This is a genomic window from Cellulomonas triticagri, assembly GCF_003696205.1.
Taxonomy (GTDB): Bacteria; Actinomycetota; Actinomycetes; order Actinomycetales; family Cellulomonadaceae; genus Cellulomonas; species Cellulomonas triticagri.
Genome location: NZ_RFFI01000087.1, coordinates 1 through 18,633 on the forward strand (window position 1 = coordinate 1; position 18,633 = coordinate 18,633).

Genomic DNA, 18,633 nt, shown 5'->3' on the forward strand with positions numbered 1-18,633 from the left:
GCGGCGGGCGGCGACCTCGGCGTCCAGCGCGGCGCGCTGGGCCTCCCGCTCCGCCTGGTCGGCCTCGCGCTCGACCTCCCGGACCGCGCGCTCCTGCTCGGCGCGCAGCCGCTCGGTCTCCTGCTGCGCGGCGCGCCCGGCGCGGTCGCGGTCCCGCTGGGCCTTCTCGGCGTCGCGGGCGGCCTTCTCGCGGTCCTTCTCGGCGCGCGCGGACTCCTTGGCGAGCGCGCGGGCGGCCTTCTCCCGGTCGCGGCGCAGGGAGTCCGCGTGCTTGCGCGCGGCCTCGGCCGCGCGCCGGGCGTCCTTCGCCTCGCGCGCGGCGCGCTCCTCGTCGTCCGCCACCGACCCTCCTCGCTGCTCGTCCACCACGCACGCATCCTGCCGGACCGGAAGGCGTTGACGCGTCACCGCGAAACTGTGTACAACATACACACCGCGAACCGTGTACGACGTAGACAGAAAGGAGCGGGCGATGGACGGACCGATGATCGAGACCCGCGGCCTGCGCAAGGCCTTCGGGACCACGACCGTGCTGGCCGGGGTGGACCTCGCCGTCGCACCCGGCGAGGTGCTGGGCCTGCTGGGCCCGAACGGCGCCGGGAAGACCACCACCGTCGAGATCCTCAGCACCCTGCTGCGCGCCGACGGCGGCACCGCCACCGTCGGCGGGCACGACGTGCGGCGCTCCCCCGCGCGGGTGCGGGAGGCGATCAGCCTCACCGGCCAGTACACCGCCGTGGACGAGCTGCTGACCGGCCGGGAGAACCTGCGGCTCATGGCCCGCCTCGCGCACCTGCCCCGGGACGCGGGCCGGGCGCGCGGCGAGGACCTGCTCGCCCTGTTCGACCTCACCGGCGCCGCCGACCGCGTCGTGCGGACCTACTCCGGCGGCATGCGCCGCCGCCTCGACCTCGCCGTCGGGCTGCTCACCCGGCCCCGTGTGCTGTTCCTGGACGAGCCCACCACCGGCCTCGACCCGCGCAGCCGCGCCGACCTCTGGGACGTCGTGCGCACCGTCGTCGGCGACGGGACCACGGTGCTGCTCACCACCCAGTACCTGGACGAGGCCGAGGCGCTCGCCGACCGGGTCGCGGTCCTGGACCGCGGGCACGTCATCGCGCACGGCACCCCCGACGACCTCAAGCACCGCGTCGGCGCCGCGCACGTCGTCGTCGACCTGGTCGGCGGCGGCACCGAGCGCATCCGCACCGACGCCTCCGTCCCCGACGTCCGGCGCATCCTCGCCGACGTCGAGCGCCGCGCCCTGCCCGTCGAGCGCTGGCGGGTCGCCGTCCCGACCCTGGACGACGTGTTCCTCACCCTCACCGGCCACAGCACCGCCGCCGGCACCACGGCCGACCTCGGCACCGCGAGCGCCCGGGAGGCGTCATGACCACCACGACCGCCACCGCACCCGCACCCGCCGCCGCAGCCCCCGTCCGACCGCCGCGCGGGGGCTGGGCCCTGCACGACACCGCCGCGATGATCGGCCGCAGCCTGCGCCGCTCGCTGCGCACCCCCGACACCCTGATCATGGGCCTCGCCCTGCCGATCATCCTCATGCTGCTGTTCGTCTACGTCTTCGGTGGCGCCATCAGCACCGGGCAGGCCTACGTGGACTTCGTCGTCCCCGGCATCGTCCTGCTCTGCGCCGGGTACGGCGCCGCCACCACGGCGGTCTCCGTCGCGTCCGACATGACCGGCGGGCTGATGAACCGGTTCCGCACCCTGCCCGTGCGCCCGGTCGCCGCGCTCACCGGGCACGTCGTGGAGTCCGTCGTCCGCAACGCCGTGTCCACGGCGCTCGTCGTCGGCGTGGCGTTCGCCGTCGGGTTCCGGCCCACCGCCGGGCTCCTGGGCTGGGCGGGCACAGCCGGGCTGCTGCTGCTCTACGTGCTCGCGCTGACCTGGGTGGCCGTGTGCATCGGCATCGTCGCCTCCGGCCCGGAGGCCGCGAACGGGTTCACCTTCGCGATCATGTTCCTGCCGTACGTCTCCAGCGCGTTCGTCCCGCCGGAGACCATGCCCCGGGTGCTCGAGGTGATCGCGACCTACCAGCCCGTGACCCCCGTGACCGACACCGTGCGGGCCTGGCTCACCGGCGTGCCCGGTGCCCACCCCGTCGCCGCGCTGCTGTGGTGCGGCGGGCTGCTGCTCGCCGCGCGGCTCGTCGCGGCCTGGCTGTTCCGGCGGCGCGCCGCACGCTGACGCCCGTGGTCCCCAGGGGCGGGGCGCGGGGGTGACCGCGGGGCACGTCGGTGGTGGGATGGGCGGGTGACCGCGCCCCAGCCACCGGCCTCCCCCGACCGCGGGACGCGCGGTCGTCCGCTGCCGCGTTCGCGGCGGCCGCCGACCGGCGCACCGTCGCCGACCTGCGCGCCGCCGGGAGCCTGAAGTGGACGCTCGCGCCGGACCGGATCGGCGCGTTCGTCGCCGAGGCCGACTTCGGCACCGCCCCCGAGGTCCGCGCGGCCCTGCACGCCGCGGTCGACGCCGAGCGGTTCGGGTACCTGCCGCCCGCCGACGACGCCGCGCTCGCCGCCGCCTTCGCCGGGTGGGCCCGCGAGCGGTACGGCTGGGACGTCGACCCCGGCCGCGTGCGCCCCGTCGGCGACGTCATGGCCGCGTTCCGGGCCGCCGTCCGGCACCTGACCGCCCCCGGGTCCGCCGTCGTCCTGCCGACCCCGGCGTACATGCCGTTCCTCACCGTCCCGGGCGTCCTCGGCCGCCCGGTGGTGCAGGTGCCGATGGTCCGCGACGGCGACCGGCTCGTGCACGACCTGGACGGCATCGGCCGGGCGCTCGCCGACGGCGGCGGGCTGCTCGTGCTGTGCAACCCGCACAACCCCACCGGCCGCGTCCTCGACCACGACGAGCTGCGTGGCATCGCCCGCGTCGTGGACGCGCACGGCGCGCGCGTCCTCGCCGACGAGATCCACGCCCCGCTCGTGTACGCCGGACGGAGGCACGTCCCCTACGCGACCGTCTCGCCGGAGGCCGCCGCGCACGCCGTCACCGCCGTCTCCGCGTCGAAGGCGTGGAACCTGCCCGGGCTCAAGTGCGCCCAGGTCGTCCTGCCGCCCGCCGACCTCGACCGCTGGCACGACGTCGGCGAGGAGTACGAGCACGGCGCGTCCCTGCTCGGCGTCGTCGCGTCCACCGCCGCGTACACCGCGGGCGGGCCGTGGCTCGACGCCGCCGTCACCTACCTCGACGGCAACCGCCACGAGCTCGCCGCGCTGCTCGCCACCCACCTGCCCGAGGTCCGGTACACCCCGCCCGAGGGGACCTACCTCGCCTGGCTCGACGTCCGAGGGCTCGGGCTCGGCGACCACCCCGGGCGCGTGTTCGCCGCCGCCGGGGTCCAGCTCACCGACGGCCCGGCCTGCGGCGACGCCGGGCGCGGGCACGTCCGGTACACGCTCGCGACCCCCCGACCCGTGCTGCGGGACACCGTCGCCGCTCTCGCCGCCGCCGTGCGCTCCGGCTGACCGCCGGCCCCGGCGGCGCACCCTCCCCCTGCCGCGCCGCCGAGCCCGTCCCGGCCGGTCGACGACGCGGAGGAAGACCGCCAGCGCCGCGGCGTCACCGGGCGGGCGAGGGGTCGAGCTGCGGCCGCCGCGACGGTAGGTCCCCCGACCCGGCCTCCAACTCGGCCGAGACCGGGTCGACGAGCGGCCCGTACCGAACAAGCCGCGAGCACCGCGAGCCCCACGCCATCGGCCGGCACCTGGTCAACGTCGACGGCGAGGCGATGCCGAGCGGCGCCCTCCCGGGGACGCAGGACCGGCGCACGAGGCCGCCAGCGCCCTGCTGAGCGCCGAACACCCACCACCCGGACCCATCAAAGCGCGCCGCACCGCGTCAAGGCCGCGAGCATCGCAAGCCCGAACGGACACCCCCCATGAGACCACTGCGGCACCGAGCCCGAACGCGAACGCGAACGCGAACGCGACGAGCCCACCAAGGTGGCCCCCGGGTCGACCACGCGCGCCACCCCCGGTCGCCCCGAGATCCATCGACCCCCGCGCGGCAGGTCCCCGCGCCGGTTCTTCGAGCAGCTGGCGTCGGCGACGACCAGCTCCCGGGCCGACCACGACCACGCCCGACGAGCCAGCTCCCCGAGGGCACGCGTCCGCCCGCCACCGGGCCCTCGCGACCGCGCAGGCACGCGAAGGACCCCAGGCCTGATGTGGTGCTCGACATCGTCAGATCGGGATGGTTGTCTCAGGACCAACGTCCGTTGCCGGCTCCCTATCGGGCCCGTTCGACCCTGCACGCGCTGCTTCTGCTGCGCAACGTCTCCAGTTTCACGCTCGCGACCCCGGCCTTCCTGTTAGGAATCTTGATGACAGCCAGTGACGCTGCCTTAACTCGCCCTAACTCCGTGGCGCTCGCGCCTCGGAAGCCGCGGGGGGCGTGACGAGGTGACGTCGAGCTGCGCTGTCATCGTCATGGAACAGGGCACCGGAGTGTCCGGATCGGAGAGCAAGGGTGAGAGTTCGAACGAGGATCATCGCGGCGACGGTCGCCGCGATGGCGGTCGGTGGTTTCGCCGCTCCCGCGCAGGCGGACATCGGGTAGTGCAACTCGGGCAACGCGTGCATGTGGCAGGACCTGTCCTACACCGGTGGGATCGCTCAGTACGCGAACGGCGTCAAGCTGGGGCTGGTCTGGAACAACATCACGACGTCGGTGAAGTCGAACGGCAACACGAACTGCGCGCGGTTCTGGGACAACACCGACTACACCGGGGCGTACATCTACTTCTCCCGGCCGGCTCGCGGTGGCGTCTACCAGGACCCCGACCTGCGCAACGGTGGGGGGTACGGGACATACAACCAGCAGGACTGGAACGACCGCATCGGCTCGCAGAACTGGCAGCAGTGTCCGACCGTCTGATGCGCGCGCTGGTCGCGGCCGGGGTGGTGATCGCCTCGGCCGCGGCTTGTTCGCCGAACACGGAGCAGACCACTGCGGTCGACCCGGCCACGGTGCGCGCAGAGGTGGACCCTGATGTCGGGTCGATCTCCCTCCCGCTCGATCGGTTCATGCTGACCGAGCCCGAACAGTACGAGATCTTCGCCGCGCAGGGAATCGCGTTCGATTCGTGTGTGGCGGCCGCGGGCGTGCCTGTCGAACCGCGCGGCACGTCGACGTCCGACAGCACGTCGAGTCGGCGGTACGGGGTGTGGTTCCGGCCGGAAGCGGAGCGCTACGGCTACGGCCTGCCCGATTCGCTGGCGCTCGACTCCGACGCAGCTGGCGAGTCCGGCTCCCCCGTTGCTGACCCGACCGAGGAGGAGCTGGCCGTCTACGAACGCTGCAACGCCACCGAGGACGCGCAGCGGTTCGAGTCCACCCGGATCCGCGCAGGCTTCGACTACGCCGAGGAGACGACCGGGCTGAGCGACAAGGCACTCGGTTCAGACGAGGCGCAGGAGGTGTTCTCCGCGTGGAAGTCCTGCCTGGCGCAGGGCGGGTTGTCCGTCGATGATTCTCGTAGTCCCTGGGCGATCGCCGGCACCTCGTTGGAGCCGACGGAGGCCAACATCCGTGCGGCGCTGGTCGACGTCGACTGCAAGGAGCAGACGAACTACGTCCAGCGCCTGGCCGACATCGAGGCGGCCCTCCAGGCTCCGATCGTCGAGGACCATCTCGCCGAGCTCCGGGAGATGCGAGCCGAGTACGACGAGATGCTCGACGATGCGCGGCAGTACGTCGCCGAGCACGCCTAGTGCGCGCGGAGCGGTGGCGGCGCGCCAGACCGTGGGTGATTGTCGCTTGTGTCGCAGTCCTGGCGTGCGCAGCGGCCTTCATCATCGGGACACAGGTCCGTTCACCTTGGGAGGAAGCCAGGCAGAACGCGAACGCGAACGTCGTCGCCTCGGCCGGCGTCATCGAAGGGGAGATCCTTCCCGAGGCCGTGTCGCTGGACGGCACGATCTCGACCGGGACGGTGACACCTGTGGTCCTCGACAGTCCACCAGGAGAGCTCAAGCCGGTCATCACGCGGCAGCGGGTGAGCGTCGGAGACCTTGTCCGCTCAGGGACACCTCTGGTCGATGTGGCCGACCGCCCTGTGATCGCGCTCGCATTGCCCTTTCCGCTGTACCGGGACCTGTTCGCGGGTGACACGGGCAGCGATGTCCGCGCCGTGCAGGAGGCACTCGCCTCACTCGGTCTTCACCCCGGGCAGGCGGACGGGGTCCTCGGTGCCCGGACCCAGACCGCGATCAGCGAGCTGTACCGATCGGTCGGCGCGGCGACGCCGACGCCGGCCCAGGACGACCTCACCGCCGTCGAGGAGGCCCGCGCAGCACTTCAGGCCGCGCAGGCTCAGGTCGGCGAGCCCACCGCGGACGGCGGTGACCTGGCGCGTGCTCGTGTCGAGCTGCAGGCTGCTGAAGCGCGGGCTGCGGGCTGGCTGCCGGCTCGGGAGGTGTTCGCGATCGCCGGACAGGCGACCGTGACGTCAGCCGCGGCCGTGGGGACCGTGCTGAACGACGGCGTCCCAGCGGTCGAGCTGAGGACGGGACAGCCGGTGGCCCTCGGGCGAGCGAGCCTGTCGGTGTCCGACAGCTTCACCGTCGGCGCGGTCGTCACGGTGACCGGCCCTGGGACGACGGCGCCGGTCGCTGGGACCGTCTCCGCGGCCAGCGACTTCCGCGAGGCCAGTGACACCCAGCCCCCGGGGTACGAGATCACGGTCTCGCTCGAGTACGGGGAAGGTCTGACGGAGGGCGGACAGGTGACCGTGTCGCTGGACAACACGGACGAGCCGCTGCGGGGAACCGTCGTCCCGCTCGCTGCGATCCGCGAGACGGAAGGCGGATTGGCAGTCCTCGTCCTCGACACGGCTCCCTCGCAGGTCCCCGCACGATCGCACGAGGTCGAGGTCTCGGTGCGGGCCTCGCGCGACGGGATGGCGCTGGTCGAGGGTGATGTCCGGGCCGGCGAGCGCGTGGTGGTCGGATGACCGGCACGGTCGTTGCCGCCTCGGGGCTCCGCAGGCGGTACGCCGACGGCTCCCGGACGATCGACGTGCTGCGGGGGGTGTCGATCCGGGTCGAGGCGGGAGAGCGTGTCGCCATCACGGGTCGCTCGGGAGCGGGCAAATCGACGCTGGCGAATATCCTGGGCCTGCTGGACGTACAGGACGAGGGCACCTACGAGCTCCTCGGGCGCGACACGACCTCACTACGCGCTCGGGAGCGTGACGCGCTCAGACGCGACGCCATCGGCTTCGTGTTCCAGGCCTACCACGTCCTGGGCAACCGATCGTGCTGGGACAACGTCCACCTGAAACTCTCCACGGCAAGGACCCAGGCGAGCGAGCGCGAGCGCCTCATCGCCGCAGCGCTCGATTCGGTCGGTCTGCTCGAGCACGCTGACGCCCCCGCCCGCCTGCTGTCTGGCGGGGAGAAGCAGCGCCTCGCGATCGCCCGCGCTACCGTCACCACGCCCTCGCTCCTGCTCGCGGACGAGCCCACCGGCAACCTCGACCCCGACACCGCAGGAGAGGTTCTCGACCTACTGGACGAGCTTGCGCACTCAGGGATCGCCGTGGTCGTCATCACGCACGACCGACCTACCGCTCGATGGGCTGACCGCGTCGTCGAGCTACGCGACGGGCAGCTCGCCCGGTGAACGGGTGGCAACGCGGTCTCGTCGACGACCTCGACGAGGTCTTCCGGTCGATCCACTCGCGACGAGGAAGGATGAGCATGCTCGTCCTGGCGGTGGCGATGAGCGTCGGTGTGACCGTGGCTAGCATCGGTATCGGGCGAACCGCCGCCGAGCAGATCGCCGGCGACCTGGCCGCCTCGATCCAGGACCAAGTCACGCTCAGCGCAGCGACTGGGAGTGACGGGCGAGGCGGGGACCTGTTCCCCCCGGACGCCGAAGCCCGCGCCACAGACGTTCCCCTCGTGCGCACCGCAGGGCTACGAGTCGAGCTGAACTCTGACCTCGCCCCGGTATCACGGCCAGGGATCCTGAACACCAGCGAACGCCCACCAGGCGTCATCGCTGTCACCGGCGGATACCTGATCGGCGCCAGTGCCCAGAGCCCTTCCGCATGGGCGTTCTCGACCCCCCACGTCCAACCCGTCGCGCTCGTCGGAGCTCGAGCTGCAGAACGGCTCGGGCTCCCGACGACGTCCGCCTACAGCGGGGTCACCATCGAGGTCGGTGGCCGCGAGCTGCAAGTCATCGGGACACTGCCCCCAGGGCGCGAGCAGCTCGACGAGCTGGTCCTGATCCCCTACTCGATCGGTGTCGAGATGCTCTCCAGCGACGCATCCGCCCGCATGGTCGTGACAACCGAACCCGGCGCCGGCGCACGCGTAGCCGCGGTCCTCGCCGCAGCCGTGCGCCCCGACGCGCCCACCGCGCTGTCCCCCTCTCGCGTGGTCGATCTCGCCGCACTCCGCGAAGGGGTGGACACCCAACTAGGACGACTCACAGGAATGCTCGGCATCGTCTTGACCGTCATCACCGCACTACTCATCGGGAACACCACCGCCTCCTCGGTGTCTGCCCGAACCGCCGAGATCGGACTCAGACGAGCACTCGGAGCATCATCACCAATGATCGTGCGGCTGTTCCTCGGGGAGGGAATGATCGTCGGGCTGCTCGGCGGTCTCGTCGGAGCTGCGCTGGGCTGCTGGCTCATCGTCGCGACAGCAGCCGGCTTCGAATGGACAGCACGCCTGTCCCCCGACCTCCTAGCCCTCGGAATCACACTCGGGATCGGAACCGGAATCATCGCCTCCGCCTACCCCTCAAGCCGAGCAGCGCAAATACACCCAGCACAAGCGGTCCGCGTCGAGTAGACCCGCGCGGCGGGCCGACCATCACCCCCCGGGGCGCGGCTCGGACTCGACCCCACCACCGACACCGACCCGGCGAACGCCGACAACACCCCGAACTTCGACAAGGAGTGACCGGACTTCCCGGCATCGAGCGGGGCCCGACGGTAGATCCCCCCGGAGGCATCGAGGGAAACTGACTTGGTCGCGACCCGGGGTCAGGTCGCGTCGAGCCGTACGACGTGGGGCGTCTCGAAAGTGCGGGCCTGGGCGAGGTCGTCAGCGGCCTGCGTCGTCAGCCAGGCACGTGCGGTGCTCACGCCGGCGAGCTCGACCTCGCGGTGACGGGCTCAGGGGGTGGTGGGATCCCAGTGCTCGTCCGTGCGGGTCCAGCGCGTCGGCGCGGCCTCGCGGCGGGGGACGTCCGCGAGCCACCACGTGGTGTCCGGGTCCCAGCCCGCCAGCGTCGTGCTCGCGGGGTCCCGGCCCGGGACCGGGACCGCGACGCCGGACGTCGTGAGCCAGCCGAGCAGGCTGACGTGCACGCCGTCGTGCTCGCGTGCGACGGACGACCAGTCGGGCAGCAGCCAGCGGCCCGGGCGCGCGTCGACCGCGCCGTACCAGTCGGGCGCTCGGGACTCGGTGACGTCGAGGGGGTGGGCCGCGACCAGCGCCGCCCAGTCCTCGGGGCCGTGCACCTCCAGCACCCGCGCTCCGGGGTCGACGGCGCAGGGGACGACGTCCCCGTGGTCCCACCCGACGTCGTCCTCGGTCATCCACAGCGCCGCGCTCCCGGCACCGGGCAGGCGGCGTGAGGTGCTGAGCAGACCCGCCAGCGCGGGTGTGACCCACCACGTGCCGCCGAGGCCGACCCCGTGCCGCCGCCGGTAGTCCGCCCGGCTGCGCTCGTCCTCCAGCACGTCGCGCCTCCAGGCCGCCAGCCGAGCCGCGGTCGAGCCGACGGCAGGTGCCTCGGTCCGGTCGTCCCAGACCGTCCGGGACTGGTCCGGGTCCAGGTCGGTCCCCCACCAGGCCGACGCGGGGTGCGCAAGCAGGGCGCGCGCGACCGGAAGGAGCGCCGCCACGACCTCGGGCCGGGCCAGGGCGACGTCCTCGCCGTGCGGGGGCTGCCACCCCATCGCCGACGCGACGGTGTCGCTCAGGGCGGGCAGCAGGACGTCCGGGTCGACGGCCGCTGCCGGGTCCACCGACGCGAGGGCCTCCGGCAGCGGCAGCACGGGAGGTGCCACCGCGGGGGCGTCACCCGAGGTGCTGACCAGCACCGCCACCGTGAGCCCGGCGATGTCACCGCGCGCGTCCTCGACCTCCCGTGCCGCGGCGAACCACGCCCGGTGCACGACGTCCCCGCCGGGGGCGCGCCGCAGCAGCTCGGCGCACAGCCGCCGGCCCCGTGGACCGGTCAGCAGGCGCTCCGCCGCCGTCGTGCGCGCCCCCGTGCGTCAGCCCTGCCGCTCGGCGGACTCCACGACGTTGGCCAGCAGCATCGCGCGGGTCATCGGCCCGACGCCCCCGGGGTTCGGGGAGATCCACGCCGCGACCTCGGCCACGCCGGGGTCGACGTCGCCCGCGATGCGGCTCTTGCCGGTCTCCGGGTCGGTGACCCGGGAGACGCCGACGTCGACGACCACGGCGCCGGGCTTCACCAGGTCCGCGGTGACGATGCCGGGCACGCCCGCCGCCGCCACGATGACGTCCGCGTTGCGGGTGTGCTCCGCGAGGTCGACGGTGCCGGTGTGGGTGAGCGTCACCGTGGCGTTGATCGCGCGGCGGGTCAGCAGCAGGCCGATGGACCGGCCGACCGTGGTCCCGCGCCCGACGACGGTGACGTCGGCCCCGGCGAGGTCGACGCCGTGCCGGTTCAGCAGCTCGACGATGCCGCGCGGCGTGCAGGGCAGCGGGGACGTGACGTCCTCGTTGACCCGCAGCACCAGGCGCCCCAGGTTCGTCGGGTGCAGGCCGTCCGCGTCCTTGTCGGGGTCGACGAGCTCGAGCACCCGGTTGGTGTCGATGCCGCGCGGCAGCGGCAGCTGGACGATGAACCCGGTGCAGGCCGGGTCGTCGTTCAGCCGCTGCACGGCGGCCTCGATGTCGGCCTGGGAGGCGTCGGTGGGCAGGTCCTCGCGGATGGAGGCGATGCCGACCTCCGCGCAGTCCCGGTGCTTCCCGGCGACGTAGGACACCGAGCCCGGGTCCTCGCCGACGAGCAGGGTGCCCAGGCCCGGGCGGACGCCGCGCGCGGCGAGCGCGTCCACCCGGACCTTGAGCTCGGACTTGATCGCGGCGGCCGTGGCCTTGCCGTCGAGGGTCTTCGCCGTCATGTCAGCGGCCCCGCTCAGTACTGCTGCAGGCCGGGGTACAGCGGGAACGCGTCGGCCAGCTTGGCCACACGCGCCCGCAGCGCCTCGACGTCCGCGGACTGACCGGCCACCAGCGCCGTGGCGATGATGTCGGCGACCTCGGTGAACTCGGCGTCGCCGAAGCCGCGGGTCGCGAGCGCCGGGGTGCCGATGCGCAGGCCGGAGGTGACGCGCGGGGGGCGCGGGTCGAACGGCACCGCGTTGCGGTTCACGGTGATGCCGACGGCGTGCAGCAGGTCCTCGCCCTGCTGGCCGTCGAGCGCGGAGTTCCGCAGGTCCACGAGCACGAGGTGCACGTCGGTGCCGCCGGTCAGGACGGACACGCCCGCGGCGGCGACCTCGGGGGCCGTCAGGCGCTCGGCGATGATCCGGGCGCCGTCGATGGTGCGCTGCTGGCGGGCCTTGAAGTCCTCGCCGCCGGCGATCTTGAACGACACCGCCTTCGCGGCGATGACGTGCATGAGCGGGCCACCCTGCTGGCCCGGGAACACCGCGGAGTCGATCTTCTTGGCGTACTCCTCGCGGCTCAGGATGAAGCCGGAGCGGGGGCCACCGATGGTCTTGTGCACGGTCGACGACACGACGTCGGCGTACGGGACGGGCGACGGGTGCAGACCGGCGGCCACCAGACCCGCGAAGTGCGCCATGTCGACCCAGAGCTTCGCGCCGACCTCGTCGGCGATCTCCCGCATCGCGGCGAAGTCGAGGTGCCGCGGGTAGGCGGACCAGCCGCCGATGATGACCTGCGGGCGGTGCTTCAGCGCGGCCTCGCGGATCGCCTCCGGCTCGATGAGGAAGGTGTCCGGGTTCACGCCGTACGCGCCGACGTCGTAGAGCTTGCCGGAGAAGTTGATCTTCATGCCGTGCGTCAGGTGGCCGCCGTGCGCGAGCTCGAGGCCCAGGATGCGGTCGCCGGCGTTGGCGAGCGCGTGCAGCACCGCGGCGTTCGCGGTGGCGCCGGAGTGCGGCTGGACGTTGGCGTGCTCGGCGCCGAACAGGGCCTTCGCGCGGGTGATCGCCAGGTCCTCGGCGATGTCGACCTGCTCGCAGCCGCCGTAGTAGCGGCGGCCCGGGTAGCCCTCGGCGTACTTGTTCGTGAGCACGGAGCCCTGCGCCTGCAGGACGGCGCGCGGGACGAAGTTCTCGCTCGCGATCATCTCGAGCGTGCCCTGCTGGCGGGCGAGCTCGCCGTCGAGCACGGCGGCGATCTCCGGGTCCACCTGGGACAGGTTCTGGTCGAGCAGGGGCGTGCTGTCGGCGCTCATGCGTCTCCTCGGCAGTCGGCGTGCGCGGTTCGTCGTACCGCACACCGGTGGTGTGTGGATGACCGCGGGGCCCAGGCGTCCGACCCGACGTCGCTCGTGCTGCGTCGCTCCCCGGTGGTGACCCACCTGTGCGCCAGTCGCGACGCGGCCAGCCTAGCAACCGCCCCGCGGCGGCGGCAGGCCGTCTCAGGCGGAGGCGGGCTCCCCCGCCGGGTCGCCGCCCGACAGGATGCGCCGCAGGTACGCGTAGGTGAGGTCGCCGACCGTGCGGTCGTGCTCGTGGGTGTAGCCGTGCTCCTCGTACAGGGCGAGGTTCTGCACCGAGTCCCGGCCGGTGAACACCCAGATCTCCTCGACGTCCTCCGGCAGGTGCGGGAGGATCGCGAGCAGCAGCTGCGTGCCGATGCCGTGCCCCTGCTGGTCGGGGGCGACCGCGAACCGGCCGAGCGTGGCCTTCTTGCCGTCGAGGACCACCCGGATCGACCCGACGAGGCGGTGCCCCGCCCACGCGCCGAGCGTGACGACACCCTCCGCGGCGACGTCGGCCCGCAGCTCGGACAGCGTCTGGGTCAGCGGCGGGATGTGCGGGTCGTCGTACTGCTGCGCCTCGGTGACGAACGCGGCACGGCGCAGCGTCAGCAGCTCCCCGGCGTCGGCGTCGACGACGGGCCGGATGGTCAGGGTCTCGCTCATGCCCCCATCGTCGCAGCCGCTCGGCGCGAGCGACCACCCGGAGGTCCCGAGTTCGACGGGATTCCACCCACCGGACACCCCCCGCCGCCGGACGCGCGACGCCCCGGGGCGGGGGCGCGGGTAACCTCCCGTGCGTGACGACCTCGACCACGACCCCGGACACCTCCTGGGTGCTGTCCCTGTCCTGCCCGGACCAGCCCGGCATCGTCGCCGCGGTGGCGGGCCTGCTCGCCGAGCACGGCGGGAACATCACCGAGTCGCAGCAGTTCGGCGACCCGCTGTCGGGGCTGTTCTTCATGCGCGTCGAGGTCACGTCGTCCGGCAGCCGCGCCGACCTGGAGACCGCGCTCACCGCGCTGGCCCCGCGGTTCGGCCTGCAGTGGTCCCTGGACGTCGCGGGCCGGAAGATGCGCACGCTGCTGCTCGGCTCGACCGCCGCGCACTGCGTCAACGACCTGGCGTTCCGGCAGCGCTCCGAGGGCCTGCCGATCGACATCGTCGGGCTGGTGTCCAACCACACGGCCCTGGCTGACATGGCCGCGTTCTACGACATCCCGTTCCACCACGTCCCGGTGACCCGGGAGACGAAGGCGGATGCCGAGGCGCGGCTGCTCGCCCTGGTCGAGGAGCTGGACGTCGAGCTCGTCGTCCTCGCCCGGTACATGCAGATCCTGTCCGACGACCTGTGCCGGGCGCTCGCCGGGCGCGTCATCAACATCCACCACTCGTTCCTGCCGTCGTTCAAGGGCGCCCGCCCCTACGCGCAGGCCCACGACCGCGGCGTCAAGCTCATCGGCGCGACCGCGCACTACGTGACCGGCGACCTCGACGAGGGGCCGATCATCGAGCAGGACGTCGAGCGCGTCGACCACAGCCGCGGGGTCGCGGACCTCGTCGCGCTGGGGCAGGACGTCGAGCGCCGGGCCCTGGCCCGCGCGGTGCGGTGGCACGCGGAGCACCGGGTGCTGCTGGACGGGCACCGCACGATCGTCTTCCGCTGAACGCGGTGACCGTCAGACCCCGTCCGGCCCCGGCCGCCGCGGGGTCCGTCCCGTCGGGGTGATCCCCGTGATCGCGGCGATCAGGTCCTCGTAGGACGCGTGCTGCGCGTCGAAGTCCCCGTTGATCCGACCGAGCCGCAGCACGACGATGCGGTCCGCGACGGCCTGCACGTCGACCATCGAGTGGCTGATCATGACGACGCCGAGGCCGCTCTCGCGCAGCCGCTCGACCATGTTGAGCACCTCGGCGGTCTGGGAGATGCCGAGGGACGCGAGCGGCTCGTCCATGATGACGACCCGCGGGTCCCCGACGAGGCTGCGCGCCACGGCGACGGCCTGCCGCTGCCCGCCGGACAGGGCCCGCACCGGGGCGCGGACGGACGGCACGCGGGCGGCGAGCTGGTTCATCAGCTCCCACGCGCGCCGCTCCATCCGCCGCTCGTCGAGCATCCCGGCGCGGCGCAGCTCCTGCCCGAGGAACAGGTTCTGCACGACGTCGAGGTTCTCGCACAGCGCGAGGTCCTGGAACACGGCGGCGACGCCGTGGGCGCGGGCGTCGCGGGTGGACGGCATGGTGACGGGGCGGCCGTCGAGCTCGATCGTCCCGGTGTCCGGGGCGAGCGCTCCCGACATGACGCGGGCGAGCGTGGACTTCCCGGCACCGATGTCGCCGACGATCGCGACGACCTCGTGCGGGTGGATGTCGAGGTCGACGTCCACGAGGGCCCGCACCGCGCCGTAGTTGCGCGACACCCCGCGCACGGAGAGCACCGGCGTCGTCGTGCGCGCCTCGGTCCTGCCGCCGGCCGTCCCGTCCTGGGTCTGCCGCGCGACGTCGTGCGACGAGCTCACGCGTCCTCCTCCGCTGCGTCCTTGCTGCGTGCCGTCCCCGGTCATCCTGCCACCGCCACCGCGATGCCCACGTGGTCGAGGGCCAGGGCGAGGGCGCCCCGGACTTCCGCGGCCGTGCCGAGCTCGGAGACGACGACCTCGACCGGACCGGCGGTGCTGGGCAGCGTGCGCTGCGCGAGCACGTTCCGGAAGGTGTCGAGCAGGATCGGCCCCGCGTCGGCCAGCCGCCCGCCGACGACGACGAGCTCCGGGTCGAAGAGGTTGCAGGTGTTCGCCGCCGCGACCGCCAGCAGGCGCCCCGCATCCGAGATCACGCGGCGGCAGCCGGGGTCGCCGTCCTGGGCGCGGGCGATGACGTCGGACAGCGTGAGGTGGCCGTGGCTGGACTCGAGCATCCGCAGCAGCGCCGGGGCGCCGATGAGCGCGTCCAGGCAGCCGCGGTTGCCGCACCGGCAGATCGGGCCGTTGTCGTCGATGGTGATGTGGCCGAACTCGCCCGCGGCGCCGGTGCGGCCGTGCAGCACCCGACCGTCCACGATGAGCCCGCTGCCGACGCCGTGCGAGACCTTGAGGTAGGCGACGTGCCGCTTGCCGCGGGCGGCCCCGTGCCGGAGCTCGGCGAGCGCCCCGAGGTTGGAGTCGTTGTCGACCCGCACCGGGACGCCGAGGCGGCGCTCCAGGACCTCCGGGACGGAGACGCCGTCCCAGCCGCGCAGCACGCCGACGGACACGATCCGCCCCGACTCCGGGTCGACCGGTGCGGGCACCCCGACGCCGACGGCCAGGACCTCGGACATCGACGCTCCGACGGAGTCCACGAGCTCGGTGAGCAGCAGCGACGCGCGCTCGAGCCCGGCGTCGGCGCGGTGGTCCGGGGGCAGCGGCATGCGCTGGTCCGCGACGATCCGCTGCGCGACGTCCGCGACGCACACCCGCAGGGAGCGCGAGCCGAAGTGGATGCCGCCGACCAGCCCGAGGTTGCGCGCGAGCGTGACCTGCTGGGCACGGCGTCCGCTGCGGGAGGTCGGGGCGGTGGCGAGCACGCCGGCGCCGGTGAGCTCCTTGACGATGTTGGAGACCGTGGCGGGTGACAGCCCCGTGACACCGGCCAGCTCGACCTGCGTGAGCGAGCCACGCTGCTGGACGGCACTCACGATCCGGGCGCGGTTGGCTTCACGCAGTGAAGATTGCGATCCCGGGGTCACTCTCTCGGTGCCCACGTAGCCGAGGATACAGGCGTGCGCACCCCCTACCCGCACGCCCGCTCCGCGGGGTGGGATGCGTTCACGAGGTGACCGCAACCCCCGAGGCTTCCCGGCGACCGCCGGCCCGGTGGTACCGTCGTGGTACCAGACCGAGAGGAGCCAGCCGTGGCCCGCACCCTGCGCCTGTCCGGCGAGGCGGAGATCGCCGTGGCCCGCATCGCCGAGGCCGAGGGCATCTCGCAGAACGAGGCGATCAACCGCGCCCTGCTCGACTACGCGAGCAAGCGCAGCGCCGTCCGTGACGCGCTCATCGCGTCGATCGTCGTCGAGGACGCCGCCATCCTCGACCGGCTCGCCTGACCGCTCGCGTGACGACCTTCCTCGGCGCGGAGGACCTCGTCGCGATCGGCCGGGCCGTCCTGGGCGGACCACCCCGGATCCGGGACGCCGGTGCCCTCGTCGCGGCGGCCGCCCAGCCCGCGGCGACCTGGGACGGGGTCCGCCTGTACCCGACGATGGACGACCAGGCGGCCGCGCTGCTGGTGTCGGTGGTCAGCAACCACCCGTTCGTCGACGGCAACAAGCGCGTCGGGTGGGTCGGGGCGCGGTTGTTCTACGGCTTGAACGGCAGTGCGCTGCACATGCCGGAGGACGACGCCGTCGCGCTCGTGCTCGCCGTCGCCGACGGCAGCGTGCGCGACGTGCCGCTCGTCGCCGGAGCGCTCAGCCGGCACCGCCCGCCGGCCTGACACGCGACGACGGCCGCCGCCCGCGGGGTGCGGGCGGCGGCCGTCGAGGGGCCTGCGGCGGGCGCTCAGCCCAGGCGCGCGGCCAGGTTCTCGTCCAGCGCGGCGAGGAAGTCCTCGGTGGTCAGCCAGGTCTGCTCCGGGCCGACGAGCAGCGCGAGGTCCTTGGTCATCTTGCCGCTCTCCACGGTCTTCACGACGACGTCCTCGAGGGTCTCCGCGAAGGTGATGACCTCGGGGGTCTGGTCGAGCTTGCCGCGGTGCTTGAGGCCGCCGGTCCAGGCGAAGATCGACGCGATCGGGTTGGTCGACGTCGGCTTGCCCTGCTGGTGCTGGCGGTAGTGGCGGGTGACCGTGCCGTGGGCGGCCTCGGCCTCGACGGTCTTGCCGTCGGGGGTCATGAGCACGGAGGTCATGAGGCCGAGCGAGCCGAAGCCCTGCGCGACGGTGTCGGACTGGACGTCGCCGTCGTAGTTCTTGCAGGCCCAGACGTAGCCGCCCTCCCACTTCATCGCGGAGGCGACCATGTCGTCGATGAGGCGGTGCTCGTAGGTGAGACCGGCCTCGGCGAACGCGGCGGCGTACTCGGCGTCGAAGACCTCCTGGAACAGGTCCTTGAACCGGCCGTCGTAGGCCTTGAGGATCGTGTTCTTGGTGGACAGGTACACCGGGTACTGCCGCTGCAGGCCGTAGGCGAACGAGGCGCGCGCGAAGTCGCGGATCGACTCGTCGAAGTTGTACATCGCCATGGCGACGCCGCCGCCCTCGGGGTACGTCACGACCTCCTGCTGGATCGGCTCGGAGCCGTCCGCGGGGGTGAACGTCAGGGTCAGCGTGCCCGCGCCCTGCACGCGGAAGTCGGTGGCCTTGTACTGGTCGCCGTGGGCGTGGCGGCCGATGATGATCGGCTTGTTCCAGCCCGGGACCAGGCGCGGGATGTTGCTGATGATGATCGGCTCGCGGAACACCACGCCGCCGAGGATGTTGCGGATCGTGCCGTTCGGGGAGCGCCACATCTTCTTGAGGCCGAACTCCTCGACCCGGGCCTCGTCCGGGGTGATCGTCGCGCACTTGACGCCGACGCCGTGCTCCAGGATCGCGTGGGCGGCGTCGACGGTGACCTGGTCGTCCGTCGCGTCGCGGTTCTCGATCGACAGGTCGTAGTAGCGCAGGTCGACGTCGAGGTACGGATGGATCAGGCGGTCCTTGATGAACTGCCAGATGATCCGCGTCATCTCGTCACCGTCGAGCTCGACGACCGGTCCAACCACCTTGATCTTCGCCATGCCCGCCAGATTACTTGACGTCGAGAGATCTCGGGCGTCCAGGCGCCGCACAGCGACACCTGGCATGCTGACGACGTGCTCCGACCTCGGGGAACTCCCGCCGCGCACTCCCTCGACGGGTCGCGCGGGACCCGGGGCCGCACCGGCGCCACCGCCCCGCACGCGGGCGTGCGCCCCACTCACCGCACCCGGACGAACGGATGACCATGTCGCAGGACAAGCCCGAGCCCACCGACGAAGGCACGGCCGACGCCACGACCCCGTCCACCACCCCGGCGCCTGCCACCACCCCGGCCCCCGCCGCGACGCCGGCACCCAGCGCCGCACCCGCACCCAGCGCCGCACCCGCGCCCGCCGCCGCCCCGGCACCCGAGGCGGTCCCGACCGGCTTCGG

The 18,633-nt window shown here is 73.1% G+C and carries 18 protein-coding genes, 2 pseudogenes and 1 riboswitch; of the genes and pseudogenes, 12 read left to right on the forward strand and 8 right to left on the reverse strand.

Features of this window, described 5'->3' with window-relative positions:
* A pseudogene (locus EBM89_RS14550) lies at nucleotides 1-342 on the reverse strand (hypothetical protein); the annotation flags it as partial.
* Nucleotides 343-472: 130 nt separating this feature from the next.
* On the opposite strand from EBM89_RS14550, the gene EBM89_RS14555 reads away from it, so the two are divergent.
* The 8 genes and pseudogenes from EBM89_RS14555 (at nucleotide 473) to EBM89_RS14595 (ending at nucleotide 8,837) form a co-directional block, all read left to right on the forward strand.
* On the forward strand, nucleotides 473-1,393 hold the full coding sequence (locus tag EBM89_RS14555) for an ATP-binding cassette domain-containing protein (RefSeq protein WP_122150164.1): 921 nt from the start codon (nucleotides 473-475) through the stop codon (nucleotides 1,391-1,393).
* Entirely contained in the window at nucleotides 1,390-2,208 is an 819-nt protein-coding gene (locus tag EBM89_RS14560; protein ID WP_122150166.1) for an ABC transporter permease, read from the forward strand. Before EBM89_RS14555 ends, EBM89_RS14560 begins: the two co-directional genes overlap by 4 nt.
* 53 nt (nucleotides 2,209-2,261) lie before the next feature.
* A complete protein-coding gene (locus EBM89_RS14565) occupies nucleotides 2,262-3,491 on the forward strand; it encodes a MalY/PatB family protein (protein WP_122150167.1) in 1,230 nt (409 codons plus the stop codon).
* A 1,105-nt stretch (nucleotides 3,492-4,596) separates the two neighbouring features.
* Nucleotides 4,597-4,902 (forward strand): annotated as a pseudogene (locus EBM89_RS14575) (peptidase inhibitor family I36 protein); the annotation flags it as partial.
* The gene (locus EBM89_RS14580; RefSeq protein WP_122150173.1) at nucleotides 4,887-5,738 is read left to right on the forward strand and encodes a hypothetical protein; all 852 of its coding nucleotides are present in this window, start codon (nucleotides 4,887-4,889) and stop codon (nucleotides 5,736-5,738) included. The pseudogene EBM89_RS14575 and the gene EBM89_RS14580, both read left to right, overlap by 16 nt.
* On the forward strand, nucleotides 5,738-6,979 hold the full coding sequence (locus tag EBM89_RS14585) for a peptidoglycan-binding protein (protein WP_122150175.1): 1,242 nt from the start codon (nucleotides 5,738-5,740) through the stop codon (nucleotides 6,977-6,979). The genes EBM89_RS14580 and EBM89_RS14585 overlap by 1 nt, the downstream gene beginning before the upstream one ends.
* Nucleotides 6,976-7,650, forward strand: a complete 675-nt coding sequence (locus EBM89_RS14590) for an ABC transporter ATP-binding protein (RefSeq protein WP_122150176.1) — start codon at nucleotides 6,976-6,978, stop codon at nucleotides 7,648-7,650. Before EBM89_RS14585 ends, EBM89_RS14590 begins: the two co-directional genes overlap by 4 nt.
* 71 nt (nucleotides 7,651-7,721) lie before the next feature.
* Nucleotides 7,722-8,837, forward strand: coding sequence for an ABC transporter permease (locus tag EBM89_RS14595; protein ID WP_147463566.1), 1,116 nt, complete (start codon nucleotides 7,722-7,724; stop codon nucleotides 8,835-8,837).
* A 326-nt stretch (nucleotides 8,838-9,163) separates the two neighbouring features.
* Here EBM89_RS14595 and EBM89_RS14600 read toward each other — a convergent pair whose 3' ends face one another.
* From EBM89_RS14600 to EBM89_RS14615, 4 genes are all read right to left on the reverse strand, one after another.
* A complete protein-coding gene (locus EBM89_RS14600) occupies nucleotides 9,164-10,171 on the reverse strand; it encodes a hypothetical protein (protein WP_122150180.1) in 1,008 nt (335 codons plus the stop codon).
* A 102-nt stretch (nucleotides 10,172-10,273) separates the two neighbouring features.
* Nucleotides 10,274-11,152 carry a bifunctional methylenetetrahydrofolate dehydrogenase/methenyltetrahydrofolate cyclohydrolase gene (locus tag EBM89_RS14605; RefSeq protein ID WP_122150182.1) on the reverse strand — a complete coding sequence of 293 codons (879 nt, stop codon included), beginning with the start codon at nucleotides 11,150-11,152 and terminating at the stop codon, nucleotides 10,274-10,276.
* Between the two features lie 14 nt (nucleotides 11,153-11,166).
* Nucleotides 11,167-12,456, reverse strand: a complete 1,290-nt coding sequence (glyA, locus tag EBM89_RS14610) for a serine hydroxymethyltransferase (RefSeq protein ID WP_122150184.1) — start codon at nucleotides 12,454-12,456, stop codon at nucleotides 11,167-11,169.
* 62 nt (nucleotides 12,457-12,518) lie between these two features.
* A riboswitch (ZMP/ZTP riboswitch) is annotated at nucleotides 12,519-12,607 on the reverse strand.
* Between the two features lie 35 nt (nucleotides 12,608-12,642).
* Complete coding sequence (locus EBM89_RS14615) at nucleotides 12,643-13,149, reverse strand: GNAT family N-acetyltransferase (protein ID WP_122150186.1); 507 nt, start codon at nucleotides 13,147-13,149, stop codon at nucleotides 12,643-12,645.
* A gap of 134 nt (nucleotides 13,150-13,283) precedes the next feature.
* Here EBM89_RS14615 and purU point away from each other — a divergent pair, with 134 nt between their 5' ends.
* Entirely contained in the window at nucleotides 13,284-14,150 is an 867-nt protein-coding gene (purU, locus tag EBM89_RS14620; RefSeq protein WP_122150188.1) for a formyltetrahydrofolate deformylase, read from the forward strand.
* A 12-nt stretch (nucleotides 14,151-14,162) separates the two neighbouring features.
* Here purU and EBM89_RS14625 read toward each other — a convergent pair whose 3' ends face one another.
* Together EBM89_RS14625 and EBM89_RS14630 are read right to left on the reverse strand one after the other, a co-directional pair.
* Nucleotides 14,163-15,002, reverse strand: a complete 840-nt coding sequence (locus EBM89_RS14625) for an ATP-binding cassette domain-containing protein (protein ID WP_439647189.1) — start codon at nucleotides 15,000-15,002, stop codon at nucleotides 14,163-14,165.
* A 41-nt stretch (nucleotides 15,003-15,043) separates the two neighbouring features.
* On the reverse strand, nucleotides 15,044-16,156 hold the full coding sequence (locus EBM89_RS14630; protein ID WP_233571755.1) for an ROK family transcriptional regulator: 1,113 nt from the start codon (nucleotides 16,154-16,156) through the stop codon (nucleotides 15,044-15,046).
* Between the two features lie 216 nt (nucleotides 16,157-16,372).
* On the opposite strand from EBM89_RS14630, the gene EBM89_RS14635 reads away from it, so the two are divergent.
* Both EBM89_RS14635 and EBM89_RS14640 read left to right on the forward strand, forming a co-directional pair.
* Complete coding sequence (locus tag EBM89_RS14635; RefSeq protein WP_122150194.1) at nucleotides 16,373-16,567, forward strand: hypothetical protein; 195 nt, start codon at nucleotides 16,373-16,375, stop codon at nucleotides 16,565-16,567.
* Between the two features lie 8 nt (nucleotides 16,568-16,575).
* Nucleotides 16,576-16,956: a type II toxin-antitoxin system death-on-curing family toxin gene (locus EBM89_RS14640; protein WP_122150196.1), complete on the forward strand. Its 381-nt coding sequence runs from the start codon at nucleotides 16,576-16,578 to the stop codon at nucleotides 16,954-16,956.
* A 65-nt stretch (nucleotides 16,957-17,021) separates the two neighbouring features.
* On the opposite strand, the gene EBM89_RS14645 is transcribed toward EBM89_RS14640, so the two are convergent.
* The gene (locus EBM89_RS14645; RefSeq protein ID WP_122150197.1) at nucleotides 17,022-18,239 is read right to left on the reverse strand and encodes an NADP-dependent isocitrate dehydrogenase; all 1,218 of its coding nucleotides are present in this window, start codon (nucleotides 18,237-18,239) and stop codon (nucleotides 17,022-17,024) included.
* Nucleotides 18,240-18,439: 200 nt separating this feature from the next.
* On the opposite strand from EBM89_RS14645, the gene EBM89_RS21330 reads away from it, so the two are divergent.
* Nucleotides 18,440-18,633 (forward strand): hypothetical protein (locus EBM89_RS21330; protein ID WP_199732143.1); only part of this gene is annotated, 194 nt, incomplete at its 3' end.